This window comes from Natrarchaeobaculum aegyptiacum, assembly GCF_002156705.1.
GTDB lineage: Archaea > Halobacteriota > Halobacteria > Halobacteriales > Natrialbaceae > Natrarchaeobaculum > Natrarchaeobaculum aegyptiacum.
Genome location: NZ_CP019893.1, coordinates 3,601,281 through 3,626,986, shown reverse-complemented (window position 1 = coordinate 3,626,986; position 25,706 = coordinate 3,601,281). Strand labels below are relative to the sequence as shown.

General features: G+C 64.6%; 24 protein-coding genes. 16 read left to right on the top strand and 8 right to left on the bottom strand.

Annotation, left to right across the window (positions count from 1 at the left end; translation table 11 throughout):
* Positions 1 to 84: 84 nt before the first annotated feature.
* Complete coding sequence (aroC, locus tag B1756_RS17455; RefSeq protein WP_086889706.1) at positions 85 to 1,239, top strand: chorismate synthase; 1,155 nt, start codon at positions 85 to 87, stop codon at positions 1,237 to 1,239.
* Positions 1,240 to 1,279: 40 nt separating this feature from the next.
* Here aroC and B1756_RS17450 read toward each other — a convergent pair whose 3' ends face one another.
* Positions 1,280 to 2,653, bottom strand: coding sequence for an ATP-binding protein (locus tag B1756_RS17450; protein ID WP_086889705.1), 1,374 nt, complete (start codon positions 2,651 to 2,653; stop codon positions 1,280 to 1,282).
* Between the two features lie 173 nt (positions 2,654 to 2,826).
* Here B1756_RS17450 and B1756_RS17445 point away from each other — a divergent pair, with 173 nt between their 5' ends.
* The 4 genes from B1756_RS17445 to B1756_RS17430 all read left to right on the top strand — a co-directional run bounded on the left by B1756_RS17445 (position 2,827) and on the right by B1756_RS17430 (position 7,221).
* The gene (locus tag B1756_RS17445; protein ID WP_086889704.1) at positions 2,827 to 3,606 is read left to right on the top strand and encodes a PHP domain-containing protein; all 780 of its coding nucleotides are present in this window, start codon (positions 2,827 to 2,829) and stop codon (positions 3,604 to 3,606) included.
* A gap of 359 nt (positions 3,607 to 3,965) precedes the next feature.
* On the top strand, positions 3,966 to 5,867 hold the full coding sequence (locus B1756_RS17440) for a 2-oxoacid:acceptor oxidoreductase subunit alpha (RefSeq protein WP_086889703.1): 1,902 nt from the start codon (positions 3,966 to 3,968) through the stop codon (positions 5,865 to 5,867).
* 2 nt (positions 5,868 to 5,869) lie between these two features.
* Entirely contained in the window at positions 5,870 to 6,805 is a 936-nt protein-coding gene (locus tag B1756_RS17435; protein WP_086889702.1) for a thiamine pyrophosphate-dependent enzyme, read from the top strand.
* 176 nt (positions 6,806 to 6,981) lie between these two features.
* The gene (locus B1756_RS17430; RefSeq protein ID WP_086889701.1) at positions 6,982 to 7,221 is read left to right on the top strand and encodes a hypothetical protein; all 240 of its coding nucleotides are present in this window, start codon (positions 6,982 to 6,984) and stop codon (positions 7,219 to 7,221) included.
* A 148-nt stretch (positions 7,222 to 7,369) separates the two neighbouring features.
* Here B1756_RS17430 and B1756_RS17425 read toward each other — a convergent pair whose 3' ends face one another.
* Both B1756_RS17425 and B1756_RS17420 read right to left on the bottom strand, forming a co-directional pair.
* Positions 7,370 to 8,047 carry a hypothetical protein gene (locus B1756_RS17425; RefSeq protein ID WP_228434406.1) on the bottom strand — a complete coding sequence of 226 codons (678 nt, stop codon included), beginning with the start codon at positions 8,045 to 8,047 and terminating at the stop codon, positions 7,370 to 7,372.
* A 230-nt stretch (positions 8,048 to 8,277) separates the two neighbouring features.
* Positions 8,278 to 8,589, bottom strand: coding sequence for a hypothetical protein (locus tag B1756_RS17420; RefSeq protein ID WP_086889699.1), 312 nt, complete (start codon positions 8,587 to 8,589; stop codon positions 8,278 to 8,280).
* 146 nt (positions 8,590 to 8,735) lie between these two features.
* Here B1756_RS17420 and lrpA1 point away from each other — a divergent pair, with 146 nt between their 5' ends.
* From lrpA1 to B1756_RS17395, 5 genes are all read left to right on the top strand, one after another.
* On the top strand, positions 8,736 to 9,164 hold the full coding sequence (lrpA1, locus tag B1756_RS17415; RefSeq protein ID WP_086889698.1) for an HTH-type transcriptional regulator LrpA1: 429 nt from the start codon (positions 8,736 to 8,738) through the stop codon (positions 9,162 to 9,164).
* Positions 9,165 to 9,270: 106 nt separating this feature from the next.
* The gene (locus B1756_RS17410) at positions 9,271 to 9,753 is read left to right on the top strand and encodes an SRPBCC family protein (RefSeq protein WP_086889697.1); all 483 of its coding nucleotides are present in this window, start codon (positions 9,271 to 9,273) and stop codon (positions 9,751 to 9,753) included.
* Positions 9,754 to 9,965: 212 nt separating this feature from the next.
* Positions 9,966 to 11,813: a NosD domain-containing protein gene (locus B1756_RS17405; RefSeq protein ID WP_228434629.1), complete on the top strand. Its 1,848-nt coding sequence runs from the start codon at positions 9,966 to 9,968 to the stop codon at positions 11,811 to 11,813.
* Positions 11,814 to 11,816: 3 nt separating this feature from the next.
* A complete protein-coding gene (locus tag B1756_RS17400; protein WP_086889695.1) occupies positions 11,817 to 12,566 on the top strand; it encodes an ABC transporter ATP-binding protein in 750 nt (249 codons plus the stop codon).
* A gap of 2 nt (positions 12,567 to 12,568) precedes the next feature.
* Positions 12,569 to 13,462, top strand: coding sequence for an ABC transporter permease (locus tag B1756_RS17395; protein WP_086889694.1), 894 nt, complete (start codon positions 12,569 to 12,571; stop codon positions 13,460 to 13,462).
* A 221-nt stretch (positions 13,463 to 13,683) separates the two neighbouring features.
* Here B1756_RS17395 and B1756_RS17390 read toward each other — a convergent pair whose 3' ends face one another.
* Complete coding sequence (locus B1756_RS17390) at positions 13,684 to 14,280, bottom strand: nitrous oxide reductase accessory protein NosL (protein ID WP_086889693.1); 597 nt, start codon at positions 14,278 to 14,280, stop codon at positions 13,684 to 13,686.
* A 178-nt stretch (positions 14,281 to 14,458) separates the two neighbouring features.
* Here B1756_RS17390 and B1756_RS17385 point away from each other — a divergent pair, with 178 nt between their 5' ends.
* From B1756_RS17385 to B1756_RS17360, 6 genes are all read left to right on the top strand, one after another.
* Entirely contained in the window at positions 14,459 to 15,139 is a 681-nt protein-coding gene (locus B1756_RS17385; RefSeq protein ID WP_086889692.1) for an SCO family protein, read from the top strand.
* A 125-nt stretch (positions 15,140 to 15,264) separates the two neighbouring features.
* Positions 15,265 to 16,035, top strand: a complete 771-nt coding sequence (locus tag B1756_RS17380) for a sulfite exporter TauE/SafE family protein (protein ID WP_228434628.1) — start codon at positions 15,265 to 15,267, stop codon at positions 16,033 to 16,035.
* A 141-nt stretch (positions 16,036 to 16,176) separates the two neighbouring features.
* Positions 16,177 to 17,481 carry an AI-2E family transporter gene (locus B1756_RS17375; protein WP_086889690.1) on the top strand — a complete coding sequence of 435 codons (1,305 nt, stop codon included), beginning with the start codon at positions 16,177 to 16,179 and terminating at the stop codon, positions 17,479 to 17,481.
* Between the two features lie 189 nt (positions 17,482 to 17,670).
* On the top strand, positions 17,671 to 19,008 hold the full coding sequence (gcvPA, locus tag B1756_RS17370; RefSeq protein WP_086889689.1) for an aminomethyl-transferring glycine dehydrogenase subunit GcvPA: 1,338 nt from the start codon (positions 17,671 to 17,673) through the stop codon (positions 19,006 to 19,008).
* Complete coding sequence (gcvPB, locus tag B1756_RS17365) at positions 19,005 to 20,516, top strand: aminomethyl-transferring glycine dehydrogenase subunit GcvPB (RefSeq protein ID WP_086889688.1); 1,512 nt, start codon at positions 19,005 to 19,007, stop codon at positions 20,514 to 20,516. The genes gcvPA and gcvPB overlap by 4 nt, the downstream gene beginning before the upstream one ends.
* A 55-nt stretch (positions 20,517 to 20,571) precedes the next feature.
* The gene (locus B1756_RS17360) at positions 20,572 to 21,309 is read left to right on the top strand and encodes an HNH endonuclease (RefSeq protein ID WP_086889687.1); all 738 of its coding nucleotides are present in this window, start codon (positions 20,572 to 20,574) and stop codon (positions 21,307 to 21,309) included.
* A 264-nt stretch (positions 21,310 to 21,573) separates the two neighbouring features.
* Here the strand turns inward: B1756_RS17360 and pstB are convergent, their stop codons facing one another.
* From pstB to B1756_RS17340, 4 genes are all read right to left on the bottom strand, one after another.
* Positions 21,574 to 22,446, bottom strand: coding sequence for a phosphate ABC transporter ATP-binding protein PstB (gene pstB, locus B1756_RS17355; protein ID WP_086890245.1), 873 nt, complete (start codon positions 22,444 to 22,446; stop codon positions 21,574 to 21,576).
* A gap of 302 nt (positions 22,447 to 22,748) precedes the next feature.
* A complete protein-coding gene (gene pstA, locus B1756_RS17350; RefSeq protein ID WP_086889686.1) occupies positions 22,749 to 23,684 on the bottom strand; it encodes a phosphate ABC transporter permease PstA in 936 nt (311 codons plus the stop codon).
* Positions 23,681 to 24,604 (bottom strand): phosphate ABC transporter permease subunit PstC, encoded by a 924-nt coding sequence (pstC, locus tag B1756_RS17345; protein WP_086889685.1) that lies wholly within the window; start codon positions 24,602 to 24,604, stop codon positions 23,681 to 23,683. Before pstC ends, pstA begins: the two co-directional genes overlap by 4 nt.
* Positions 24,601 to 25,584 (bottom strand): PstS family phosphate ABC transporter substrate-binding protein, encoded by a 984-nt coding sequence (locus B1756_RS17340; protein WP_086889684.1) that lies wholly within the window; start codon positions 25,582 to 25,584, stop codon positions 24,601 to 24,603. Before B1756_RS17340 ends, pstC begins: the two co-directional genes overlap by 4 nt.
* Between the last annotated feature and the right edge of the window lie 122 nt (positions 25,585 to 25,706).

Genomic DNA, 25,706 nt, shown 5'->3' with positions numbered 1-25,706 from the left:
CGGGGTCGAGCGAGACGCCGGTTTCGTCGCGGATCGGGTGCGAACCCTGCAGTGATAAGTGGCCGCGTCCCAGAGAGGGGCGTAATGAACGGCAACCGCTTCGGTCGCCTCTTCCAGGTGACCACGTTCGGCGAGAGCCACGGGGAGGCGATGGGCTGTACCGTCTCGGGGTGTCCCGCTGGCCTCGAGCTCTCTGCAGACGACATTCAGGAAGATCTCGATCGGCGTAAACCCGGCCAGTCGATGATCACCACGAGCCGCGGCGAACCCGACGCGGTGACGATCAACTCCGGCGTGCAGGACGGCTACACCACCGGCACGCCGATCGGAATGGTCATCGAGAACAAGGACGCCCGCTCGGGCAAGTACGAACCCTTCATCACCGCGCCGCGACCGAGTCACGGCGACTTCACCTACTCCGCGAAGTTCGGCACCCGCAACTGGGGTGGGGGCGGTCGATCCTCTGCACGCGAGACGGTCAACTGGGTCGCCGCCGGCGCGATCGCGAAGAAACTGCTCGCACTCGAGGGCGTCGAACTCAAAGCCCACGTCAACCAGATCGGCGACGTCGTGGCACCCGAGGTCAGTTTCGAGGAACTGCTCGAGCACAGCGAGGAAAACGACGTTCGCTGTGCCCATCCCGAGACGGCCGACGAGATGCAGGACCTGATCGCCGACTATCAGGACGAGGGTGACTCCATCGGTGGCAGTATCTACTTCGAGGCTCGCGGCGTCCCCGTCGGTCTCGGTGCGCCACGCTTCGACTCGCTCTCGGCCCGACTCGGCCAGGCGATGATGGCCGTCCCGGCGACGACGGCCTTCGAGTTCGGTCTCGGCACGGAGGCAGCGGAGTGGTCGGGCAAAGACCGCAACGACGACTGGGAGTTCGACGAGGACGGGAACCCGGTACCGGTCGAGAACGATCACGGTGGCATTCAGGGTGGGATCTCGAGCGGCGAACCAATCTACGGTGAGGTGACGCTTCACGCCCCGACCTCGATCCCGACGGAACAGCAGACGGTCGACTGGGAGACCGAGGAGGTCGTCGACGACGCGCAGGTCATCGGCCGCCACGACCCCGTCTTGCCGCCTCGCGGCGTGCCGGTCGTCGAGGCGATGCTCGCGCTCACGCTCGTCGACTTCATGCTACTCTCGGGCCGGATCAACCCGGACCGCGTCGACGGGAAACCGGGCGAGTACGATACGGACTACCACCCGAGCAACCCGCGAAACCAGTGAGCGTCCGGTCGGTCCGGACGGACTGTTTTCGAATCGCTCTCTAGAGGGCCTCGAGGACGTCCCCACAGTCGAACAGCGACACGTCCTCACGGCGGTCGGCACTGCGTTTGCAGTCGTCGGTGTACCCCGATCGGCTGAACAGGACGTAGTGGGTCGATCCGTCGGCCGGCCCAGTCGACCAGCGCACCTCGTCGGCCGTTCGCTCGAGGTCGGCGAGGACGCCCTCGCTCACGGGGGCTGAGGTGAACTTGCACTCGCCCGCCACGAGGCCGGCACTGGTCAGTCCGACGACGTCCAGTTCGTGTTCTCTGAACCACCACTGGCCGATATCGTGGAACTGCCGATCGAGCAGTTTCGGCGTCGCTCGTTGACAGAGCCGTTCGAACAATGGGCTGACGTAATCGGCGAGTTCTGGCTCCACGATCGTCTCGAAGGCATCCCTGTCGAGCAATCGAAGCTGGTCCTGATTTCCGTAGACGAACCGGAACCAGAACCTGAAGAGTGGCGCGGCGATTCGGTACCGGCCTCGTTTCGACGACCTCGCCGACTCGGTGACTGGGATGTGTCGCTCGACGAGTCGCAGTCGACGCAGTTTCTGGAGGTACGAACTCAGTGACCCGGAGTCGACGCCTGCCATCTCGGCTATCTCGTTCGGGGTGCGTCGACCGTGAGCAAGTGCCCGGAGAATGCTGAAGTACGTGTTCGGGTCTCGCAGTTCGGTCCGCAGGAGAAACTCCGGTTCCGAGTAGAGCAACCCTCGCTCCGAGAGGATAGATCGATCGACGTTCTCCGCCAGTGACCGGTCGGGATCGATCGTCTGGAGGTAGTACGGCGTCCCGCCGTAGATGGCCCACGTCGTGATCGACGTTTCGTCGTCGTAGCTCGGCGCAAACTCCCGTACGTCTGCAGCCGAGAGCGGGCCGAGATCGATCGTCGCCGTTCGCCGACCGTAGAGCGGACTTCCACCCGAGAGAACCTCGTCTTCCATGACGCTAATCGCCGAGCCGACCAGAACGAGCGTCGCGCTCGTCTCCTGTATTCGCGTGTCCCAGACTCGTTGGACGCGAGATGGTACCGAGTCGTCTTCCTGCAGGAGGAACGGAAACTCGTCGATCACCACGACGGCATCACGATCGCCAAGTGCTCCCAGCAGTGGCTCCCAGTCTCGCCGAACGTCGCGCAGTTCCGGATACGTGTCCGTGACGACGTCGACGAACTGCTCGAGCTGATTCTGTGCCGTCGACTCGATCGCCTGGTAGTACACCGCGTCGTCGCGGTCGACGATGGACTGTCGAACCAGTTCGCTCTTTCCCAGTCGGCGGCGACCGTAGATCACGACGAACTCCGCCCGGTCAGATTCGTAGCAGCTGGTCAGTCGCTCTACCTCTTCGGTGCGGTCGACGAACTGTTCCATACCTCTCAACTGTTCTCCCCACACATCTGTGTTTCGAATATAGAAATCACCAGTTCGGAAATTACGATTTCCAAAATTACAATTTCTTATCGTCACCCTCACACTCGAGCCACCGCTTTGGCGCGAGACGAAGTCAGGCGAACATCTAACTCGTCGCCGCTGGTTCGTGACGTATGCAGGATTTCCACGTCCACTCGAACTACTCTGACGGGAGTTTCCTCGAGCGGATGGTGCAGGCGGCTGAGTCGGCCGGTCTCGAGGGTATCGGGTTCGCAGATCACTGTGCGCTGACACAGCGCGAACCCACGGCCTCGATGCGGGACCTCTACGGTTTCAACCTCGACCTGACGTACGAACGCCGCCGGGAGGCCATCGAGAGACTCCGCGAACGCACGTCGATCGACGTCTACGACGCCGTCGAGATGGATTACGATCCGCGGGACGAAGCGCGGATCCGATCGTTCCTCGAGCGGGCGGACTTCGAGTACGCCGTCGGGAGCGTTCACGAGGTCGACGGTCGAAACGTCCAGGTAGCCTCGGCGTTTGTCGAGTGTTCCGACGCCGAACTGGACGCCGTCGTCGACAGCTACTTCGACCATCTCGTGGCCCTGATCGACTCGGGGCTGTTCGACGTCGCCGCCCACGTCGATCTGCTCGAGCGGACGGAACCGTTGCGCGGGCGGGCACGCGAGGGTCACTATCGCCGCGTCGCGGATGCGTTCGCCGACTCACAGACGATTCCCGAGATCAACGCCGGCCGGGCGACGACCGACGCCGGGATCGTCCACCCGGCTGGTCCGTTTCTCGAGGTCATCCGCGAGCGCGAGGTTCCGGTCACGCTCGGAACCGACTCACACCGACCAGACGAGGTTGGCCCCCGGGCGTCGTTTCTCGAGGACTTTCTCGACCGGTGGGGTCTCGAGCCGGTCGTTCCACCGGCGCTCGAATCGTAGGCCACCCCGGAGCCGACGTCGGTTCGTTCTCGGCAGGTATCGAAGTCCTCGAACGTCGGTGCACTCCAGTTCGCGAATCGGCGGCCAGCAGGACCAGTGCTGGCGGGACGTGTGCGAGCGGTGAGTAAACTGTTTCACCGACGACCATTTTGAACGATTATTCACCCGGGACCGATCGGTTTCCTGTCATTCCTGGATGGACAATCATCAACGAATGGCGGCCTTCAGTAATGATTGTCTATATAGAAACGGAAATGAACGTAGAATCTTCACGAAAGATCCTTGGTAATGTATAGCAAAGGCTTTAGGTCACGTAGGCCAAAATCGGGGTACGGTTGGCCACCGGCCACTGATTTACTATGAGCGACGACGAACTCATCTGGCGAATCGCAGGCGGTTCCGGAGACGGAATCGACTCGACGAGCCAGAACTTCGCAAAAGCGCTGATGCGCTCGGGGCTCGACGTATTTACTCACCGACACTATCCGTCGCGGATTCGCGGCGGCCACACGTACGTCGAGATTCGGGCCGCAGCCCACGAGGTACAGTCACGGGGTGACGGCTACAACTTCCTGCTCGCACTGGGTGACTCATTCGCCCGGAACCCACAGGAAGAGGCCTACTACGGGAACGAAGAGCTGAAGCCGCTCTCGGAGAACCTGGACGAACTCCGCGAGGGTGGGGTCATCGTCTACGACGAGGGGCTGTTCGACGACGAGGACCTCGAGGAGATCGGCCTCGAGGAACGGGCCGAAGAGAACGACTGGCACGTCTACCCGGTCGACCTCCGCTCGATCGCCAAGGAACACGGTCGCGAGGTCATGCGAAACACTGCCGGCGTCGGTGTCACGGCTGCGCTCCTCGGGATGGACCTCGGTCACATCGAGGATCTGATGGAAGACGCGATGAGCGGCGAGATCTTCGAGACGAACCTCGAGATCCTCCACGAGGCCCACGAGATGGTCGAGGAGGAGTTCGACCTCGGACACGACCTCCGGATTCCGGAGGGCGAACACGAGACAGAGCAGGCGCTGCTCTCTGGCTCGAACGCGATCGCCTACGGTGCGATCGACGCCGGCTGTCGGTTCATCGCGGGCTACCCGATGACCCCGTGGACGGACGTCTTCACCATCCTCAGCCAGAACTTCCCCGACATGGGCGGCATCTCCGAACAGGTCGAAGACGAGATCGCCGCGGCGGCGCTCGCGGTCGGCGCGAGCCACGCCGGCGTGAAGGCCATGTCCGGTTCTTCCGGCGGTGGCTTCGCGCTGATGAGCGAACCACTGGGCCTCGCCGAGATGACCGAGACGCCGCTGGTGCTCGTCGAGTCGATGCGCGCCGGCCCGTCGACCGGGATGCCGACCAAGCCCGAACAGTCCGACCTCGAGTTCGTCCTCTACACGAGCCAGGCCGACTCCCAGCGCGTCGTCTTCGCGCCCGGGAACATCGAGGAGGCCTACGAGCAGACGCGACTGGCTTTCGAGATCGCCTGGGACTACCAGATTCCGGCGATCATCATCTACGACCAGAAGCTCTCCGGCGAGAACAAGAACGTCGACGTCGAATTCTTCGACCGTGAACCGGCTCCGGACCTGGGCTCGACGCTGACCGAAGAGGAACTGAAGGAGGCAGCCCACGACGCCAGCGGAAAGTTCAAGCGCTTCAACTACGAGGCCGCCGAGGACGGCGTCGCGCCGCGTTCGCTCCCCGGTCAGAAGGGCGGTCGCTACCTCGCGACCGGGAACGAACACTCGCCAGTCGGCCACATCAGCGAGGACCCCGACAACCGTACGTTCCAGATGGAACGCCGCCTCGAGAAGCTCGAGGCGATCCGCGCGGACCTAGACGACCGCGAGTCGAACCAGACCTACTACGGCCCCCAGAAGGCCGAGTACGGCATCATCACCTGGGGCTCCTCCCAGGGTGCCGTCGCCGAGGCCATCGACCGCCTGAACGACGATGGCCACAGCGTCCGCGGGATCAGCGTCTCGGACATGATGCCGTTCCCGTCCGACGAACTCGAGGAATTCGTCGAGAGCGTCGACGAGGCGATGGTCGTCGAGATGAACGCGACGGGCCAGTTCCGCGGCCTCCTGCAGAAGGAACTCGGCCGTTACGGCGAGAAACTGACGAGCCTGCTCAAGTTCAACGGGAACCCGTTCGAGCCGGCAGAGATCGTCGAAGGCTACGAGGTAAACGTCGCGGAGGAAGCGCGCGAACCGACCGCACAGGTTCGAATCGAGCCCGCAGCAGGTGACTGACCATGAGTGCATTCAACGCCATCGGAGAGCAGCGAGAGATCGACCGGGACGAGTTCACCCCCGGTGTCGAACCGCAGCCGACCTGGTGTCCGGGCTGTGGTGACTTCGGCGTCCTGAAGGCGCTGAAACAGGCCCTCCCGGAGGTCGGCAAGACTCCCGAGGAGGTCCTGACGGTCACCGGGATCGGCTGTTCGGGCAAGCTGAACAGCTATCTCGACACCTACGGCTTCCACACCATCCACGGCCGCTCACTGCCGGTCGCCCGTGCCGCCAAGCTCGCAAATCCGGAGCTCGAGGTCATCGCCGCTGGTGGCGACGGCGACGGCTACGGCATCGGTGGAAACCACTTCATCCACACGGCCCGGGAGAACCACGATATGACCTACATCGTGTTCAACAACGAGATCTTCGGGCTGACGAAGGGCCAGACGTCGCCAACCAGTCCGAAGGGTCACAAGTCCAAGACCCAGCCCTCGGGAAGTGCGAAATCGCCACTGCGACCGCTGTCGACGTCGCTGAACGCCGGTGCGAGCTACATCGCCCGTACTGCGGCAGTGAACCCGAACCAGGCCAAGGAGATCATCAAGGAAGCCATCGAACACGACGGCTTCGCCCACATCGACTTTCTCACCCAGTGTCCGACGTGGAACAAGGACGCCCGCCAGTACGTCCCGTACGTCGACGTCCAGGATTCCGAGGACTACGACTTCGACATTTCGGACCGACGTGAGGCCGCCGAGATGATGCACGAGGCAGAAGACGTCTTGAACGAGGGAACGGTCCTGACGGGTCGGTTCTACGTCGACGAAGACCGCCCCTCCTACACCGAAGAGAAACAGGCCGTCGGTGAGATGCCCGACCAGCCACTCGCCGAGCGCTACTTCGACGACGACGCCGAGTGGGAACGCAGCTACGACCTGCTCGAGCGTCACACCTGAATCGACCGGCGGTTTCGCACTTTCGCAGTTTCTCTGGTTTTCGACGCGTCGGTGCGAGTACCGCGACCATCGACGTTCGCTCCGCTCGTTCGGATTGCACCCTCACTCGAGGTGAGCAGCCGACGCTGGCACATGTAGGTGACACGACTACCCGGCTGACTGGCGAGGGTCCCCGTATGTGCGCTGAATTCACGAAAGACGACGAGGGCAAACGAGTCGTCGACGCAGACGGCGAACAGATCGGGATCGTCGAGTCGGTCGAGTCGGGGACGCCTCACGTCGATCCCGACCCTGGTATGGCCGACACGATCAAATCGAAACTCGGCTGGGGCGACGCAGACGAGGAGACGTACAAACTCGACGAACAGAACGTCGAATCGATTTCGGACGACGAGATCCGTCTCGAGCGGGTCTGACGGTCCGTCGCAGACGTTCTGGTGTGACAACCCGAACTCGGCGGCGATCACTCAGCCGTGACGGCTGACGCTGTCACGCCACCGGTACTCCAGCGGGTCGTCCGGACCTCGTCGCTCGACCGCTGGTCGTCCAGCACTGCCGAACCGCTCAGGGGAGGTCGTCGAAGAAGAGGACGTCGTAGTCGTCGATCGGGTCGGCGACGTGTGGTGCCCGAAAGCCGGACGAATCGGCACCGAACTCGAAGGTCTCCGTCGGGCCGTATTCGGTTGCCGTTCCCGTGCCACGGAGGTAGCCGGCCTCGTCGTAGATCAGTGCGACCACGGTGACCCGCTCGAACTCGTCGTCCGTGCCCAGTTCCGCCTCGCCCTGAACGTTGATCAGGTCACCACCGACCGACAGGTCGGTGGTCCCGACCGAGATACCCTCGAGTTCGGTGCCCCGAACCTGTGGGTGGGCCTCGACGATCTCGACCTCGACTTCCTCGAGTTCCTCAGGGTCGGACTCCCCACGGTGGTAGAATCGGAGCGTGGTCTCTGCCGGCAGGTAGCTGCTGCGGAACGTCTCCGTCGAGAGTTCGTTCCCATCGTCGTAGAACGTCGAATCCAGTCTGATCCCACCGTGTGGCGCGTCAGTCGGGTTCTCGACGTCGACCCGGAGCCAGGGGACGTCATCGCCGCTGGTTCCCTGTGCAGGTGCCTCGATCACGTCGGTTCCGACGATCTCCGCCGAACCTTCCTGGTCCTCGTCGAGCCTCTGACCGTTCTCGTCGGTGGCCTCCTCGTTGGTAGCACAGCCCGCTCCCGCGATCAATCCCCCAGTTGCCACCAGAATAGCTCGCCGGCGCATACGATCCCGACGTCGTACGTCGCATAACATTTTGGGGCCACGGATGCAGGGTGAACCGTCATGTGACGGGGTTCTGGTAGCGCAGTCGCTCGAGCGGGCAGGTGCAGTACCGGCCTCACTCGGCTCGTTCTCGGCCATCCTCGTTCGTCTCGTTCCACCACTGGGGGAGCGAACCGGCGACGGCACTCGGGGGAGCCTGAAGGCTGCTTCTAACTGGCACCCCAGCCCTGTGCGAACCGCTTCGTCAGCTGGCTCAAGACGAGTAACGCCCCCATCAGTCCCCAGAACGCGGTCGGATAGAAGCCGTACACCATCTGATGGACCCCGTAGGCGGTGACCAGAATCCCCATCAGGAGTGCCGTCGTGCCAGCGCGTCGGGAGACGTACGCCGGGTCGACGTCCTCGTCGTAGTGAACGTGGAGGTCCGCTCGCCCCCGAAAAGCGATCAGGAACGCCGGGATCAGAATGACGACCCCGAGGACGACGAAGAGGCCACCGAGGAGCACGCTGGCGTCGACCATCGACGGAACGTCTGGTCGGCGACCGAATAAGTCCGCCGATCGGTCCCTGCCGACCGTTCTCGCCACCGTCGCCGGGGCTGACGTTCCGGGAATCCGACCTTTTCGTATACAAAAGATATTTTCCCGTCGGAGCAAAACACTCTCCTATGAGCACGCAAGCGACGGAAGATCGCATCCTCGAGGTTCTCGAAGCCGACGCGCAGGCCTCCTACGCGGAGATTGCAGACCGGGCGAACGTCTCCAAACCGACCGTCAGGAAGTACATCCGCAAGCTAGAGGACGAGGGGGTTATCGTCGGCTACTCTGCGGACGTCGACCCGAAGAAGCTCTCGAGCCAGACGATCGCGCTGGTCGGGATCGACGTCGCGAGCGAACGCTACGTCGAGGCGACCCAGGCGATCAAGGATTTAGCGGAGGTCGAGGCACTGTACAGTTCGAGCGGCGACCACATGCTGATGGCTGAGGTTCGTGCCGAAGACGGGGACGCACTCGGCGAGATCATCGCCGACGAACTGCTCGAGATCGATGGCGTGACGGCGGCCCATCCGTCGTTCTTGCAGGAACGCCTGAAGTAAGCCGGTCGCAGGCGTCTCGTCTGCGATCGCTTCCGTCGCTCGTGTCACCGTCTCGGTCGGTACTCGCGGCCACGACTCTTTCACGATCGGGCGCATTATCGGTACCATGGACGCATATCACCGCCAGTGTACGGTCCGGGCGCCGCTCGAAGAGGTCTGGGAGTTTCACTCGACGCCCGCCGGTCTCGAGGCGTTGACGCCCGGATGGATGAACCTGCGCGTCGAGGCGACGATCGGTTCAGACGGTAGCCCCGACCCGGAGGTCCTCGAGGCCGGGTCGGAGGTGACGGCGTCGATCAGACCGTTCGGCGTCGGGCCGCGCCAGTACTGGACCTCCGAGATCGTCGAGCGAGAGCGCGAGGACGGGGTAGCGTACTTTCGCGACCGGATGGTCTACGGCCCGTTCGACGAGTGGGTCCACACGCACGCATTCTTCGCAGACGGCGGCCGGACGACGGTCCGCGATCACGTCGCCTACGCGCTCCCGTTCGGACCGATCGGTCGCCTCGGAACGCCGTTTTCACGGGTCGGATTCGAGCTTATGTTTCGCGAACGCCATCGTCGCACCCGACGTGAACTCGAGCGGTGACCGTGTAGCACTGCGTGTCTCGTGACTCGTTCGAGCGTCGTACCAAACGCTATAGGTAGCGTCTGTCCCTAGGCTCGACCGTGTCCGAGTTACGCCGCGGGGACGTTCTCGTTCTCGCGCTCGCCATCGTGCTCGTCGTCCTGGTCGGCTGGCTGTTCGTCGTCGACGTTGACACGTCGGCCGAGCCTGCACCGTTCGGCGACACGGTCTCAATGGGGCTCACGCTCGAGGCTGATCGGGGACTCGATGACGACGTCGACCTGCCGCGGGCGCAGGTCTTCTACTCGCAGTTCCCGTACGTCGTCGGTTATTACGGCGTCGACACGTTCCTCGCGACGGAGGATTCGCCGGGCCACGACGAGCAGTTTGGCTACCCGCTGTCGGTGCTCGTGACCGACTACGCCGGCACCGACGTCACGATCGGCGAGGACGGCTATCCGCGTGCAGGTGGCGAATCGGGCTGGATCGACGCCGAGACCGCCTGGTACGTCACCGACAGTGAGGCCGAGACGCCACAGGGAGACGCGATCCTCGCGTTCTCCGACCGGGACGACGCGGAGTCGTTCGCAGACGCTCACGACGGCACGGTGCGATCGTGGACCGACCTGCTCGTGCAGCCGTTCGAACCCGGCGACCCGACTGTAGTCCGCGACAGTGTGGACGACCACCACGCTGGCGCTGACGCGATCGTCGAGAACCGTTCTGCACTCCGTGAGCGGCCGGTGTCGACCGTCGTCGGCGAGGACGCCGACACGATCCAGGAGGCGATCGACGACGCGCCGGCGAACACGACCGTCGAGATTCCCGCCGGCGAGTACGACGAAACGCTCGAAATCGACGAGCCGATCACTCTGCTCGGCGACGGCGACGTGACGATTCGCGGCGACGGTAACGGAACCGTCATCACGACGACCGCCGATCGGACGGCCCTGATCGGACTCGAGGTCACCGGTTCGGGGTCGGAACGCCAGGGTGAAGAGCCGCTTCCCGGTGAGCAGGCTAACGACTGGGACGACGTGTTCGAGGTGAACTACGCGGGCGGCGACGCTGGCATCGGTGCGCACACGGCCGACGAGGTTCTGATCGAAGACGTGACGGTCCACTCGTCGGCGAGCGGGGTCATCGTCCGGCGGGGTGACGCGCCGGTCATCCGCGACGTGACGGTTTTCAGCCCGGAGAATCCAAACGAGGGACAGGCCGGACTCCTGCTGTTTCACGCACCCGGCGTCGTCGAGAATTCGACGGTCGAAGACGGGCGAGACGCTATCTACTCCCACCGCTCTCACGGACTCACGGTCCGGGACAACCACTTCGACGGAAACCGGCTTGGCGTCCACCTGATGCACACCTCTGATACGCTCATCGCCGACAACGAGTTCCGAAACCAGGAGACGGCGGGAACCTTCGTCATGACCGGTCCCGAGAACATCGCGATCGTCGACAACGACGTCCGCGACGCCTCGATCGGCATCATTCCCGCTGGAGACGAGGCGTACGTCGCAAACAACGTGATCGTCGGCGGCGACGTTGGACTACAGATCGACTCACAGAACTCACTGATCGAGCACAACGTCCTCGTGGGCAACGGCGTGGGCGCGAGCGAACGTGAGATGTTACCGACGAACCAGGTCGTCAGGAACGACTTCGTCGACAACGACGTGCACGCGACGGCCGGGTCCGGCCCGCTGCGCATCTGGACTCACGACGGCGTCGGCAACTACTGGCAGGGAGCCGGGAGCCTGACGCCCGGTTCGACGGTCGATCGGTCGTACACCGCGACCGCCGCCGTCGATCAGCGACTCCACCGGACCGACGGCGCGCTGACGCTCTCCCGTGCACCCGCCCTCGACGCGATGGACGGCTTCCAGGGCTCGGTCCCCGGAATGCGCGAGCGAAGCATCGCCGACCTCTCACCGACCTGTGAACCGAACAACCCGGACCTCCTCGAGCGCGCCGACGCCCTCGAGGCGGCCTGGTCTTGCGACCTGACCGGCTCCAGCGTGGACCCGGAGTCGGAACGCGAGGCGACGGCTGCGGCCCACCAGATTCGTGATTCGTGATCTATGAGTGAACGCACACACCCCGGCGGATCGATCCTCGAAGTAACGTCAGTCGACCGCGACTTCGGGACAGTCTCTGTCCTCGAAGACGTCACGGTCGGCATCGACGGCGGTGCCGTCACCGCGCTCATCGGCCCGAACGGTTCGGGGAAGACGACGCTCCTGCGCGTCCTCGCCGGCCTGCTCGAGCCCACCGGCGGCACCGTGTCCTATCACGGTCCCGAGACGGTCAGACAGATCGGCTACCTGCCACAGCAGCCGGCGTTCAGGCCCGGATTCACCGTCCTCGAGACCCTCGGGTTCTACGCCGCGCTCGTGGGTGCCGACGAATCCGCCGCCCGCGATCGCCTCCGGCTGGTCGGTCTCGAGGACGCAGCTGACAGGCAGGTCGACGCACTGTCGGGCGGAATGACCCGACTGGTAGGGATCGCACAGGCAACGATCGGTGACCCCCCGGTCGTGGTGCTCGACGAGCCGGGCAGCGGGCTCGATCCGGGAATGCGCCAGCACGTCTTCGAGATCGCCGGCGAACTCGCCGCCGACGGGACGGCCGTCCTGTTGAGTTCCCACGACCTCGCGCTGGTCGAACGGACGGTCGACGACGTCGTGCTCATCGAAGACGGACAGATCCGCGAGACCGGCTCGCCGGACCGGTTGTGCGATCGACTCGGCGTCGGCTCACTCCGGGACGTCTACGACGAGGGGACCGCCGGTGAGGCAGGCACCGTCCGCGTCCAGGGGGTGAGTTCCTGATCATGGCAGGTGACGCCTCGCCGGGCGAGTCCGTCGACCCGGATCGACCCACCTCGAGTTCGACCACGCGGCCGACGACCGCGCCGGGATCGTGGCGGACGATCAGGACCATCGTCGGGCGCGAACTCAGGACGCTCACCCGGACCCGGACGGTACTGCTGCTCGGAGTCGCCCTCGCGGCCGTGCTGCTCGGGATCACCTGGACCGGTGGCGGCTACCTCGCCGGCTACCTGCCGACGATCGTCGACCTCCTGACGCCACTCGAGTTACTCGTTCCGATCGTCGCCGTGGCATTCGGCTACCGGGCGATCCTCGACGACGACCGCCGCGGCGAGCTGGACGTCCTCGAGACGTACCCGGTCTCGCCGGTCGAGTACGTCCTCGGCGTCTACGTCGGGCGAGCGATCGGCCTCGCCGTGACGATCGTGATCCCGCTCGCGATCGTCGCCGCCGCGATCACGCTCACCGGTGACGACCTCGTCGGCGTCTACGCCACCCACGAGGGTGCCGACTCGCCGGTGCTGTTCGGGCGCTTCGTCGCGTTGACAGTGCTGTTCGCACTCGTCGTCCTCGCAGTTGCGATCGCTATCTCGTCGGTCGTCAGCGCCACCCGCGGCGCGCTCGCGCTCTCGGTCGTCGCGCTCGTCGTCTTACTCGTCGGCCTCGACCTCGCGCTGGTGTACGGCCTCGCGGAGGGGCTACTCGGGGACGCTGCGTTACTCCACGCACTCGCGGTGAGTCCACTGAGTGCCTTCCGGGGGCTCGTCCTCGAGACGACCGTCGTCGTCGCAGCGGGCACGGGCCCACAGGTTGCCTCGCCGCTCGCGAGCGTGGTCGGGCTCCTCGTCTGGGGTGTCGGCGCGCTGGCCGTCGCGGTCTGGGGCGTCGGCCGCTGATCGAAACGGCCCTGAATTCTGCGAACGAATCGTTTCGGATGTCGTCGGGACGAGTTCTCACCGTGCGTGAGCAGCGTCGACCGCTCTTCGACCGACGACGCAACAGAGAATCCCGACCGATCGAGGTTCCACAGCACCCGTCGAGCGCCGGAGGCCGACTATTCCGGTTCGTCGTCTTCGGCGGGTTCCGTCCGAACGTGGGAAAGAAACAGTGCCTGCGATTACATCAACGACATCACGAGGTCACGCGAGACGTCGCCGTGTTCGTAGATGTCGCCGCCGTACTCGGCCTGAAACGCCTCGGCGTCGTCAGCATCCGAAAACCCGATCATCGAGGCCCCCATCGCACCCTCGACCTCGCTGTCGACGACGAGGTGCAGGTCGTCGGCCCGTGCGAACGAGTCGGCCTCGAGGTGACTGCTGATCTCGACGATCCCCTGACCCTCGTTGACGGCGTGATCGACGCTCGAGTAATCGGTGAGGTAGATCACCGATGGCTCGTTGCCCTGATCTTCCTCTTCGAACGTATGTGCGTAGGTACACGTCGATGCGCAGAACATACCGGGCCGATCCTCGTCGAAGACCGCTTCGGCGTCGTCGTAGTGTGTCTGGCCGTTCGGACCGGGATGCTGTCCGATTATCATCGAACAGTGGTCACAGACCTGCTCGTCGGGAATCGTGACCGGGTCTGGTGCTGGCTCGTCCTCGCTGGCACAGCCAGCGATGGCGACGGCACCGGTGGCCGCAATCGCCCCGAGAAACGCCCGGCGCGATCCACATCCATCTCCCGTTACCGTCCGAATCGATCGCTCGGTCATAGGTGATGCTAGCGGGGGAACCCATAAGACCCGTCTGGTATACGCGCTGAATGGACTGTGTTCTGGCCTCGACGACGCAGTATCTACAATTCGACATTCGAACCACAAACGGTCAGTTAACGGCCTTTAGAAAAGTGCACCAGACGCTATTTGGCCGACGGATCACTACTCTCGAGTAATGAATCGACGGAGCGTACTCGGTATCAGTGCTGCGACAGGTCTGGCGGCAGTGGCTGGCTGTGTCACCGGTGCACTCGAGTCCGGCCCCGAGGTCGACGGTGAGGTCGCCCTCGAGCCACCGACGGGTGAGGACGCCGTCGGGGACCCGATGTATCCGACCTACGGTGAGGCGTTTCCGGCGTTCGAACTGCCAGATCCACTGACCGAGGAACCGATCGACGTCTCCGCCATCTCCGAGACGTTCCTCCTCACCGCGTTCTTCGCCGACTGTCCCGCCGAGTGCATCCCACTGATGAGTAACATCGCCGCCGTCCAGTCGAACGTCAACGACGACGGGCTCGTCGACGAAACCCGATTCTTCGGGATCACGTTCGACCCCGAGCGCGACACCGCCGACGCACTCAGGGATCACGCCGACATGGTCCGGATCGACCTCGAGGCTGGGAACTACCACTATCTCCGCCCAGCGGACGAATCCGAGGCCCAGGACGTCGTCTACGATACCCTCGGTATCCCGTTCGAACGAGAGGAACTGGGTGGTGACGACTACGACTTCGCTCACATCGTCGTCACGTTCCTGGTCAATCCCGAGGGGATCGTCGAACGGGCCTACCGGGGGGAGAATTTGCCCGTCGACGACGTCTCGGCAGACGTCGTCAGCGTCGTGGATAACTGGTGATGGCCGTTCCCGGCTCGAGTCTCGCGGAAGCGGTCTCATCCCCGGTCGCGGAGCCGTCGACGGAGATTCCGTCGGGCTGGCTCCTCGAGCACACCTGTTACGATCCGTCGCTCGATCCGACGGCGATGGAGCCGGTCGGGCTGGTCGTCTTCGCCCTGATCGGACTGCTCGGGGGAGCACACTGTCTGGGGATGTGTGGACCGCTCGTGACGGTCTACTCCGATCGACTCAGAGAACAGGCCGACGGACCGGCCGCCCGGAACAGCCTGACGCTCGGGATGGTTCGTCAGCACGCGCTGTTCAACCTCGGTCGAACGGTGAGCTACGCGATCATCGGTGGACTGTTCGGCCTGGCTGGATCGCTCGTCTTCGTCTCGACGCAGGACGTCACCGCCGTCGCGACCGACGTCCACGCGATCGCCGGCATCACGGTCGGCCTCCTGATCGTCGTAATGGGGTTCCACTACCTGGTCGGACGGGGGCTTCTCGGCGGCTCGGTCAACCTCCCGGTGGTCGGTGGTGTCCTCGCCAGCCTTCAGGGGCGATTGCTGGCGAACGTGGATGGCTGGGTCGGCAACAGCCGAATCGTCGGTCTGGGTGCTGCACACGGCCTGCTTCCCTGTCCGTTGCTGTATCCAGCGTTCCTCTACGCGTTCGTACAGGGTTCGCCCGTTGGCGGGGCGCTCGCACTCGGCGTTCTGGGCCTTGGAACCGTCCCGTCGCTGTTCGTCTACGGGACGCTGTTCCAGTCACTCAGCGTCGAAACACGCGTCCGACTCCACCGTGTACTGGGGATCGCGTTCATCGTCCTCGGCTACATCCCGCTCCAGCACGGTCTGATGACCGTCGGGATCGAACTTCCGCACGTTCCGCTCCCCCACTACGATCCCTTCTAGCCGCCGACCGGCACGAGCGGGCGAGCTCCTCTCGACGCCGTCCGTTCAGACGAGTGACTGGAGACGGACCGGGAGGGTCCGTCGAAAACCGTGCTGCAATTCGTCAGTGCACTAATTTGTGTGGCCCGCCAAACACCCGCCATGGCCGACAGTGGCGACGAACCGGGGTGGATCTCCGATCGCACCGCGATGACTGCGATCGCGATCGTCAGTGCAATCCTCGGCCTGTTCGTCGTGTTGCCCTACCTGCAGTACGTCCTCCTCGGCGTCGTCCTCGCGTACGTTCTCATGCCCGCCCAGCGCCGCCTCGAGCGTTACGTGGGCTCGATGATGGCTGCCGGGGTCCTCGTCGTGGTCGCGGTCTCGATGATCCTCCTGCCGCTGGCGTACGTGCTCGCGATCGCGTTACGCGAGGCACTCGAGGTGCTGACTGCCCTCCAGGAGGGGTCACTCGACGTCCGGACGTTCGAAGATCGCTTCGAGGACACCGGCTACGAGGTCGACCTCGTCGAGATGTATCAGACTTACGAGGGACCGATCACCTCCGGATTACAGGGGATCGCGACGAGCGCGATCGAAATCGTGAGCGGGCTCCCGATCATCGCCATCGGGCTCACCGTCACGCTGTTCGTCCTCTTCGCGCTGTTGCGAGACGGCGACGCCCTCGTCGCCTGGTTCGGCCACGTCCTGCCGATCGCAGACGACCTCCAGGAGGAACTGTTCGCCGAACTCGATCGACTGATGTGGGCATCGGTCGTCGGAAACGTCGCCGTCGCGGCGATCCAGGCGATCGCTCTCGGGGTCGGTCTCGCGATCCTCGACGTTCCGACGGTCGTCTTCCTCACGGTCGCAACGTTCGTCCTCGCGCTGTTGCCGCTGGTCGGCGCGTTCGGCGTCTGGATCCCGGTGACCGTCTACCTGCTCGCGATCGGTCGACCGGTCGCGGCGCTGTTGCTCGTCCTGTACGGATCGCTCGTCAGCGCCTCCGACACCTACCTCAGACCGGCCCTGATCGGCCGCACGACGGCGTTCAACGCCGCGATCGTCGTCGTCGGAATCTTCGGCGGGATCGTCGTCTTCGGCGCGATCGGCCTGTTCATCGGGCCGGTCGTCCTCGGCGGCGCCAAGGTAACCCTCGACGTCTTCGCTCGAGAACGGGCGCGATCCGAGGACGGCGACCGGCGGACGATCACGCCAGCGAGAGAGCCCGCCGTCGACACCGACCCGGAGACGGGCATCCGCTCGGGAGTCGGCGCAAATGGTGTCCGGGCGACCCGGGACGTTGGCTGGTCGCTTTCGGACCTGCGGGCTCGACGAGGCGGACTCCGGCCGAGAATCGAGAGAGAGGCGGATCCGGAATCCGGTGACCAACCGGAAGGAGACCCGGACTCACAGCGTGACAGCGACGCGCCCGAATCGGACGACGGGACTGACGACGCTCGCTGATCTGACTGTACTTCCGGTGATCCCCGGTTGCCCCGCTCCACCACTCGTCCGGGAGACCGGATGCGTTAATTATCCCACGCCAGTAACCATTGATATCGTGGCACTGATCGACGCTTGCGGTGGACGCGGGTGGGAAGCGACCGAACGTGCCGTCGACGAGACGGCACCCGCTCGATCGACCGACTAACCATGCAGGGTACACAATCGACGGGGAGCCCCTTCGCCCCCCACACGGCAGCACAACGGGACGCGATGCTCGAGGCGGTCGGTGTCGAAACCGTAGAAGACCTCTTCGACATCCCCGAACCGGTACGGTTCGACGACGAGTTCGGAATCGACGCTCGAACGGAACGAGAGACGCGGCGACTGGTCCGTTCGATTCTCGAGCGAAACGACGACCTGACCGAACTACTCGGGCGCGGTCACTACGGCTACTACGTGCCGTCGCTGGTCGACCACCTCGCGGATCGCTCGGAGTTTCTCACCTCCTACACGCAGTACCAGCCGGAGGTCTCACAGGGCTTCCTGCAGGCGCTGTTCGAGTACCAGTCGCTGCTGGTCGAGTTGACCGGCCTCGAGGTTGCGAACTGCTCGATGTACGACGCGGCGACCGCCCTCGGCGAAGCCGCGACGCTCGCCGATCGCGTTCGAAGCGTCGACGGGCATCGCGTCCTCGTCCCCGACCTGCTCCGGGACGGTCGGTCGAGTACGCTCGAGAACTACGTCGCCGGAACCGACCTCGTCGTCGAGGCCTACCCAAGCGACGACGGCACCGTCGACTGGGAGGCGCTCGCGGAACTGGTCGACGACGAAACCGTGATGATCTACGCGGAGAACCCGACCGTCCGGGGAACGATCGAGGAGCGTCTCCCGGACATCGGCGACCTCGCGGCCGACGTCGGGGCCCTGTTCGTCCTCGGCTCTGACCCGGTCGCGCTCTCGGTGCTCGAGCGACCGGCAGACGTGGGTGCCGACGTCGTCGTCGGCGACGCGAGCGTCCTCGGTCTTGGAACGAGCTACGGGATGGGCCTCGGACTGTTCGCCACCCGCGAGGAGCACCTCCGGCAGGTCCCCGGGCGACTCGTGGGCGTGAGCGAGGACGCGACCGATCGGCGGGCCTACACCCTCACGCTCCAGACCCGCGAACAGCACATCCGGCGGGAACGCGCGACGAGCAACATCTGCACGAATCAGGCGTGGGTCGCCCTCCGGACCGCGATGCACGCGGCGATGCTCGGGCCGTCGGGACTGGTCGAGCTCGCCAATCGCGGCGTCACCCGCGCGACCGACCTCGCGGGCCGTCTCGACGACCTCCCCGGTGTGACCGCGCCGGTTCACGACCGCCACCACCTCCGGGAGTTCGTCGCCCGTCTCGAACGCCCCGCCGGTGCAGTCGCCCGTGACCTCGAGGCCAGCGGCTTCGCGGTCCACGTCGTCGGCGATCACGAGATACAGGTCTGTACGGCAGGCACGACCGACGACGAACTCGACGCGTTCGTCGCGTCACTCGAGGAGGTGGGTCGATGAGCGACGACCCCACCCCCGCAGACGACACTCGAGCCGACGGCGAGGACGCACGCGTCCGCTACGACCAGGCCCGCTACGTCGAGGACGGTCAGTACGAACCCCTGCTCTCGGAGAAGGACCTGACGCGGGTCGAGGTCGGCGAGGAGTCTCCGCTCCCGGACGACCTCACGCGAGAGGACCTCGAGTTGCCCGAACTCTCGGAACCCGAACTCGCCCGTCACTACACGCGCCTCTCCCAGATGACCTACGGGATCGACAGCGGCCCCTACCCGCTGGGCTCGTGTACGATGAAGTACAACCCGAAGTTCACCGAGGACGTCGCTGCCCTCCCGACGGCTGCGGTCCACCCCGACCGCTCCCCCGGGACCATCCAGGGCACCCTCGAACTCCTGTACCGGCTGCAGGACTACCTCGGCCGAATCGGCGGGATGGACGCCGTGACACTCCAGCCACCGGCGGGTGCAGCCGGCGAGTTCGTCGGGATTCGCGTCGCTGCGGCCTACCACGAACACAACGGCGAGGCTCACCGCGACGAGGTCATCATCCCCGAGAGCGCCCACGGGACGAACTTCGCGACCGCCGCCCTCGGGGGGTACGACGTCGTCTCGCTCCCGAGCGACGAGGACGGACGAGTCGACCTCGAGGCCCTCGAGGCGGCCCTCTCGGAGAACACGGCGGCGCTGATGCTGACGAACCCGAACACGCTCGGACTGTTCGAGCGCGACATCGAAGAGATCGCCGAGCTGGTCCACGACGTCGGCGGCTTGCTCTACTACGACGGAGCGAACCTGAACGCGCTGCTCGGCCGTGCACGTCCGGGTGACATGGGCTTCGACGTGATGCACTACAACGTGCACAAGACGTTTGCGACGCCTCACGGCGGCGGCGGTCCCGGCGCCGGTCCGGTCGGCGTCGTCGAAGAACTCGCGCCGTTCCTCCCGGCACCTCGCGTGCGAGAGGTCGGGGGGAGCGACGATGCGGACGGTGAACGCGGTGAGCCGACCTACGAACTGTTCGACCCCGACCACACCATCGGCAAGGTCCACGGCTACCAGGGTAACTGGCTCGTGCTCGTCAAGACTTTCGCTTACATCGCCCGTCTCGGCGACGTCGGACTGGCCGACGCCAGCGCCATGGCCGTCCTCAACGCAAACTACCTCGCGAGCCAGATCGACTACGAGATCCCTTACGGCCCCTTCCACCACGAGTTCGTCGCCAGCGCGGGCGAGCAGGACGCCGCCGAGGTCGCGAAACGGATGCTCGACTACGGCGTCCATCCGCCGACGACCAAGTGGCCCGAAATCGTCCCCGAGGCCCTGATGACCGAGCCCACCGAAGTCGAGAGCAAGGCCACCCTCGATCGGCTCGCCGCAGCCTTCGACGCCGTCGCAACGGAGGACGCCGACACGCTCGAGGCAGCCCCCGGTCGAACTACTGCCCGACGGATCGACCAGACCAGCGCCGCACGGAACCCGCGACTCTCCTGGCAGGCACTCGAGGACGACTAATTTCGCTTCGACGGTGCCGATGGGTCTTTGCCCCCGAGGCACACACGTGTGACCGATGGGCAGCGAGGGTGACGACTCTGATCGTCCCGATCACCCGGATCGGCGTGGGTACGGCGAGGGATGGGACGAACTTCGCCAGGCGACACTGCGCCGAGACGGCTACGCCTGCACGCGTTGCGGGGCCGACGACCGGACGCTGCAGGCCCACCACGTGATTCCCCGTGGCGCTGGCGGTCCCGACGCCCTCGAGAACCTGCTAACCCTCTGTCGACCCTGCCATGGCGTGATCCATCAGTCCAACTCCTCGTTCGACGACGTCCGTGACGAGGCGCCGCTGTTTCCGAAGCCCGACGCTCCTGACCCCGTCGCCCGGTTGCGCGAACCGATCGATCAGTGTTGCAGCCGCTGTGGCGTCGAACGAACGGACTCCGGTGACCTCGTCGCCTGGATCGATCCACCCTCGGGACCCGACGAGCCCGACTCCGGGCACTTCACACTCTGTAAGTCCTGTGCCGGCTTCCTCGCCGAATCGGACGCTCGCTGTGAGTACGAGGACCTCACTGGAATGGGTCGGCTACAGATCCACGAACTCTCGACGCGGCGACTCGACGCCCGTGTTCGACCGAGCCTCTTCGCCCCTCCGCAGGTGGCGGTCCGGCGCGAACCACGGACACTGCGAGAACGGGTACTCTTCGATACGCCGCTACGATTCGTCTTCACAGGGCCAGTTCGGTGGCTCGTCGCCGGCACGACGCTGTACGTTCTCGCGACACTGTTGTTCACCTCGCTGTGAACGCCGAGCGTCGCACGACTCACGCCGTCAACACCTTGAGAAAGAACGGCACCATCGTGAACAGCCCGACGAGCGCGAGCCACCACGGGAAGAACAACAGCAAGAAGAGCACGAAGCCGATTCCGACGACGGAGACCAGCAGCTACTGTCCGAAACTGACTCTCATCTCGAGCGAACGTTCAGACTGAGTCGGATAAATTCGATGTGGATCGGGGCGATCCAATCGACTCGAGCCGCCGGCTGGAGACCAGCCACTGGCCGACGTCACCCGAACTTGCCGGTGATGTAGTCTTCGACGCGCTGGCTCTGTGGATTCTCGAAGATTTTCTCCGTGTCGTCGAACTCCACGAGGTGGCCGCCGGTGAGGAAGACGGCCGTCCTGTCGGAGATGCGCGCGGCCTGTTGCATGTTGTGGGTGACGATCACGACCGTGTACTCCTCGGCGAGTTCCTCGACCAGATCCTCGATCTTCGAGGTCGCGACGGGGTCGAGCGCGCTCGCAGGCTCGTCCATCAGGATCACTTCCGGATCGGTAGCGATCGCACGGGCGATACAGAGACGCTGTTGCTGGCCGCCGGAGAGGTCGAGGCCGCTCTCGTCGAGTTTCCCCTCGACCTCGTCGAGCAGGGCCGCCCGCTCGAGTGCGGTCGTGACTTTCCCCTCGACGTCGCCGTCGTCTTTGCCCTGGACGCGCAGGCCGTAGGCGACGTTGTCGAAGATGCTCTTGGGGAACGGGTTGGGTTTCTGGAAGACCATGCCGATCTTCCGGCGAAGCGCGACGGGGTCGACGTCCTCGTCGTAGACGTTCTTGCCGTGAAAGTAGAGATCGCCGTCGACGCGAGCGACGTCGATGAGGTCGTTCATCCGGTTGATCGACCGCAGGAACGTCGATTTCCCACAGCCCGAGGGACCGATGAGCGCGGTTACCTGCTTTTCCGGGATGTCCATGGTGATGCCGTGGAGCGCCTGCGTATCGCCGTAGTAGACGTCGAGGTCGCGCGCTTCGATGATCGCGTCGTCGACCCGGGGCGTCCCCAGCGGCCTGTCGGCGGCGGTCGTGTCGACGTCGCTCGAGCGCTGAGCGGTCCCCACCTCCGTCTGTTCCGATTCCGTCGCCGCCTCAGACTCGGGGTTCATACCAGTTGTCTCGGCATTGAGCCTGAGAAAGTTACCAGTTGCGAAACGGCCGTCACCGGAAACGACCGAGGCGAGCGTTGCTTTCAACGCGTTCTGTCGGTCGTTCGCCTCGTTACTCATCATCGACTACGAAACAGCCACGACCTAAATATCGTACTATGTCTCCTATATAGAGCTATAGTGACGACGATCGTGACGGTACGGGTCGCCGTCGAGGGAGACGTCGCAAAGGGAGATTGGCATCGAGCGGCAGGTGCGGGAAAACTGTCGTGAGGTGTCGATTCGAACGATACCGGCGCGGTTCAGGCGCGCCGATCGTACTTGTTCCGGATGTAGATCGCTGTCGCGTTCATCAGCAAGAGGACGCTGAGCAGAACGATGATCCCCGCGGCGGCGACGTGCTGGAAGTTCGGTTCGGGTGCCTTCGCCCACTCGAAGATCTGCATCGGCATCGCGGCGAACGAGGTCGTCGGATCGGTGAGTGTCGGCGGGCCGAACATCGACGTCGCCGCCCCGACCATGATGATCGGTGCCGTCTCGCCGATCGCCCGCGACAGGGAGAGGATGATCCCCGTCATGATTCCCGGAATCGCCTCGGGAAGGACGACGCTGCGGATCGTCTGCCACTTCGTCGCACCGGCACCGTAGGACGCGTTCCGCATCGAATCCGGAACCGCTCGCAACGCCTCCTGAGTCTGGACGATGACGATGGGCAGGATCAGCAGCGTCAGCGTCAACGCACCGGCGATGAGACTCGAGCCTGCGCCCATCGCCCGGACGAACAGTGCCAGCCCGAGCAGCCCGTAGACGATTGAGGGAACGCCCGCGAGGTTGGCGATGTTCGCCTCGATCAGCTGGGTCAGGCGGGTGTCGGCGGCGTACTCCTCGAGGTAGATCGCCGCGCCGACCCCGAGCACGAGCGTGAAGATCGCGGTGAGGAAGATCAGGTAGATCGACCCGACGAGCGCGGGGTAGATGCCGCCGGGGCCGGTCGGCAGGTCGCCGTAGTTTCCGGGATTGTAGTGTTCGACGAGCATCGACGGCGGGTGCGTCAGGAACTCCCAGGTGAGCCAGCCCCAGGCCTCGCTGACGACGTCGTACAGCAGCGCGAGCAAGGCGACGATCCCGACGAGTGCAGCCGCGAGACAGAGGCCGAGGAAGATGCGGCCGTACAGCTGCATTCGCTCGATCGAGGCGTCCTCGAGGTCGAAGCCGTCAGATTCGGTGCCCGTGCTCATTCGTACTCCTCCCGGTAGCGTGACCGGACCCACATGCTTCCAATGTTCATCGTGAACGTCATCAGGAACAGTGTCAGCCCGAGCGCGAACAGGCTCATGTAGCCGATCGACCCGACCGACGCGTCACCCGTCCCGATTTCGACCATGTACGCGGTCATCGTCTGCATCTCCGCGAACGGGCTGGCGGTGATCTGGGGCAACATGCCGACGGCCAGTGTGACGGCCATCGTCTCACCGATCGCTCTCGAGATCGCGAGGATGTACGCCGCGAGAATCCCCGACAGCGAGGCGGGTAAGACGACCTGAGTCGACACTTCGAACTTCGTCGCCCCCAGTCCGTAGGCCGCGTTTCGGAGCGAGTCCGGCACCGAACTCATCGCGTCTTCCGAGATCGACGAGACCATCGGGATGATCATGATCCCGACGACGATGATCCCCGAGAGCGCGTTGAACACGCCCACGCCCGGGTAAACGAGCTGGATGATCGGCGTGATAAACGAGAGCGCGAAGAACCCGTAGACGATGGTCGGGATCCCCGCGAGCACCTCGAGCGTCGGTTTCAGTACGTTTCGGACGCGTTCGTCGGCGTACTCCGAGAGGTAGATCGCCGTCAGGGTGCCGACCGGAATCGCGATCAACGCCGACCCGACGGTGATCACCAGCGTTCCCCAGACCAGCGGCAACACGCCGAAGCTCGGGTCGGCCGCGTCTCGTGGGTTCCATTCGGTTCCCGTAAGGTACTCCACGACCGAGACGTGCGAGAAGAAGTCGACCGCCCCGTCGACGAGGACGAGGATGATCGCCAGCGTCGTCAGGACGGTGACGAGCGCACAGGAGAAGAAGATCCACTTCGCGGCTCTGTCGACGATCGAGCCGACGTTGTTTTGCTCTCTCCGCAGGTCGATCGGTTCCGAGCTCATTCGTAGGCCTCGTATTTTTCGTCGAGTTTCGCGTGCTGTTCGTCGATCGTCTCGTCGGGGATCTCGAAAAAGCCTGTATCGAGAGCAGCCTGTTGAACGTTATCGAGGTAAAACCGGAGGAAACGTCGGACCGGCTCCCGCTCGATGGCGGCCTCCCGGACGTAGAGAAACATTGGTCTCGAGAGCGGGCTGTACGTTCCCTCCCGAATCGTGTCCGCGTCGGGGAACACCGGGCCGTCGGCGTCGGTATCCGTGTCCTCGACGCCGATCAGGTCGAGGCCCTCCTGGTTCTCCTCGTAATATCCCATGCCGCCGAAGCCGACCGCGTACCGGTCGCCGCGAACGCCGCGAATGATCGCGTTCGTGTCGGGCGTGCCGCTGTAATCGGCGCGAATGTTTCCGACGTTGCCGGTGATCGTTTCGGTGAAGTAGTCGAACGTCCCAGAGGCCGTGTCGCGACCGTACAGCGAGATCTCCTCGTCGGGCCAGTCGTCGTCCAGATCCTGCCAGGTCTCGACGTCCGAGCCACGCTGCCACAGCTCGCGCAGCTGGTCGGTCGTCAGGGACTCCACACGATCGTTGTCCTCGTGTTTCATGATCGCGATGCCGTCCATCACGACGTCGAGCCTGAACCAGTCGACGCCGGTCTCGTCACAGAGGTCTCGCTCGTCGTCGGCGATCTCGCGGCTCGCGTTCTGCAGGTCGGTTTCGCCGCGACAAAATTGCTGAAAGCCGGCCCCCGTCCCGGCCGGTCTGATGGGGATTTCGACCTGGTTGTTCTGCCACATGAACTGTTCGGCGACGAGGGCGGTCGTCGGCCGGAGCGTGTTCGAGCCGTCGACGACGATCTCGCCCTCGAGACCGCTGTCTTCGCCGTGGACGATACACCCCGCCAACCCGGCCATCGACGCCCCGGCAGCGCCGAGGAGAACGCGACGGCGCGTGTAGCCACCACGTCCCGGAATCGGCTCCGTTCCCATTGCCAGCAGCTACGGCTCGACCCGTCTAAATACCCTTCTATGATTTCTATATAGTGCTATGTTCGTTTCCAAGTACCACACCATGGGCGCGGCATTGACCTTCCTGTCCCAATCGTCGACTG

What these genes read in the sequence shown, in the direction of transcription:
- aroC (WP_086889706.1), top strand. Translation starts at nt 85, where the DNA reads ATGAACGGCAACCGCTTCGGTCGCCTCTTCCAGGTGACCACGTTCGGC.
- B1756_RS17450 (WP_086889705.1), bottom strand. Translation starts at nt 2,653, where the DNA reads ATGGAACAGTTCGTCGACCGCACCGAAGAGGTAGAGCGACTGACCAGC.
- B1756_RS17445 (WP_086889704.1), top strand. Translation starts at nt 2,827, where the DNA reads ATGCAGGATTTCCACGTCCACTCGAACTACTCTGACGGGAGTTTCCTC.
- B1756_RS17440 (WP_086889703.1), top strand. Translation starts at nt 3,966, where the DNA reads ATGAGCGACGACGAACTCATCTGGCGAATCGCAGGCGGTTCCGGAGAC.
- B1756_RS17435 (WP_086889702.1), top strand. Translation starts at nt 5,870, where the DNA reads ATGAGTGCATTCAACGCCATCGGAGAGCAGCGAGAGATCGACCGGGAC.
- B1756_RS17430 (WP_086889701.1), top strand. Translation starts at nt 6,982, where the DNA reads ATGTGCGCTGAATTCACGAAAGACGACGAGGGCAAACGAGTCGTCGAC.
- B1756_RS17420 (WP_086889699.1), bottom strand. Translation starts at nt 8,589, where the DNA reads ATGGTCGACGCCAGCGTGCTCCTCGGTGGCCTCTTCGTCGTCCTCGGG.
- lrpA1 (WP_086889698.1), top strand. Translation starts at nt 8,736, where the DNA reads ATGAGCACGCAAGCGACGGAAGATCGCATCCTCGAGGTTCTCGAAGCC.
- B1756_RS17410 (WP_086889697.1), top strand. Translation starts at nt 9,271, where the DNA reads ATGGACGCATATCACCGCCAGTGTACGGTCCGGGCGCCGCTCGAAGAG.
- B1756_RS17405 (WP_228434629.1), top strand. Translation starts at nt 9,966, where the DNA reads ATGGGGCTCACGCTCGAGGCTGATCGGGGACTCGATGACGACGTCGAC.
- B1756_RS17400 (WP_086889695.1), top strand. Translation starts at nt 11,817, where the DNA reads ATGAGTGAACGCACACACCCCGGCGGATCGATCCTCGAAGTAACGTCA.
- B1756_RS17395 (WP_086889694.1), top strand. Translation starts at nt 12,569, where the DNA reads ATGGCAGGTGACGCCTCGCCGGGCGAGTCCGTCGACCCGGATCGACCC.
- B1756_RS17390 (WP_086889693.1), bottom strand. Translation starts at nt 14,280, where the DNA reads ATGACCGAGCGATCGATTCGGACGGTAACGGGAGATGGATGTGGATCG.
- B1756_RS17385 (WP_086889692.1), top strand. Translation starts at nt 14,459, where the DNA reads ATGAATCGACGGAGCGTACTCGGTATCAGTGCTGCGACAGGTCTGGCG.
- B1756_RS17380 (WP_228434628.1), top strand. Translation starts at nt 15,265, where the DNA reads ATGGAGCCGGTCGGGCTGGTCGTCTTCGCCCTGATCGGACTGCTCGGG.
- B1756_RS17375 (WP_086889690.1), top strand. Translation starts at nt 16,177, where the DNA reads ATGGCCGACAGTGGCGACGAACCGGGGTGGATCTCCGATCGCACCGCG.
- gcvPA (WP_086889689.1), top strand. Translation starts at nt 17,671, where the DNA reads ATGCAGGGTACACAATCGACGGGGAGCCCCTTCGCCCCCCACACGGCA.
- gcvPB (WP_086889688.1), top strand. Translation starts at nt 19,005, where the DNA reads ATGAGCGACGACCCCACCCCCGCAGACGACACTCGAGCCGACGGCGAG.
- B1756_RS17360 (WP_086889687.1), top strand. Translation starts at nt 20,572, where the DNA reads ATGGGCAGCGAGGGTGACGACTCTGATCGTCCCGATCACCCGGATCGG.
- pstB (WP_086890245.1), bottom strand. Translation starts at nt 22,446, where the DNA reads ATGAACCCCGAGTCTGAGGCGGCGACGGAATCGGAACAGACGGAGGTG.
- pstA (WP_086889686.1), bottom strand. Translation starts at nt 23,684, where the DNA reads ATGAGCACGGGCACCGAATCTGACGGCTTCGACCTCGAGGACGCCTCG.
- pstC (WP_086889685.1), bottom strand. Translation starts at nt 24,604, where the DNA reads ATGAGCTCGGAACCGATCGACCTGCGGAGAGAGCAAAACAACGTCGGC.
- B1756_RS17340 (WP_086889684.1), bottom strand. Translation starts at nt 25,584, where the DNA reads ATGGGAACGGAGCCGATTCCGGGACGTGGTGGCTACACGCGCCGTCGC.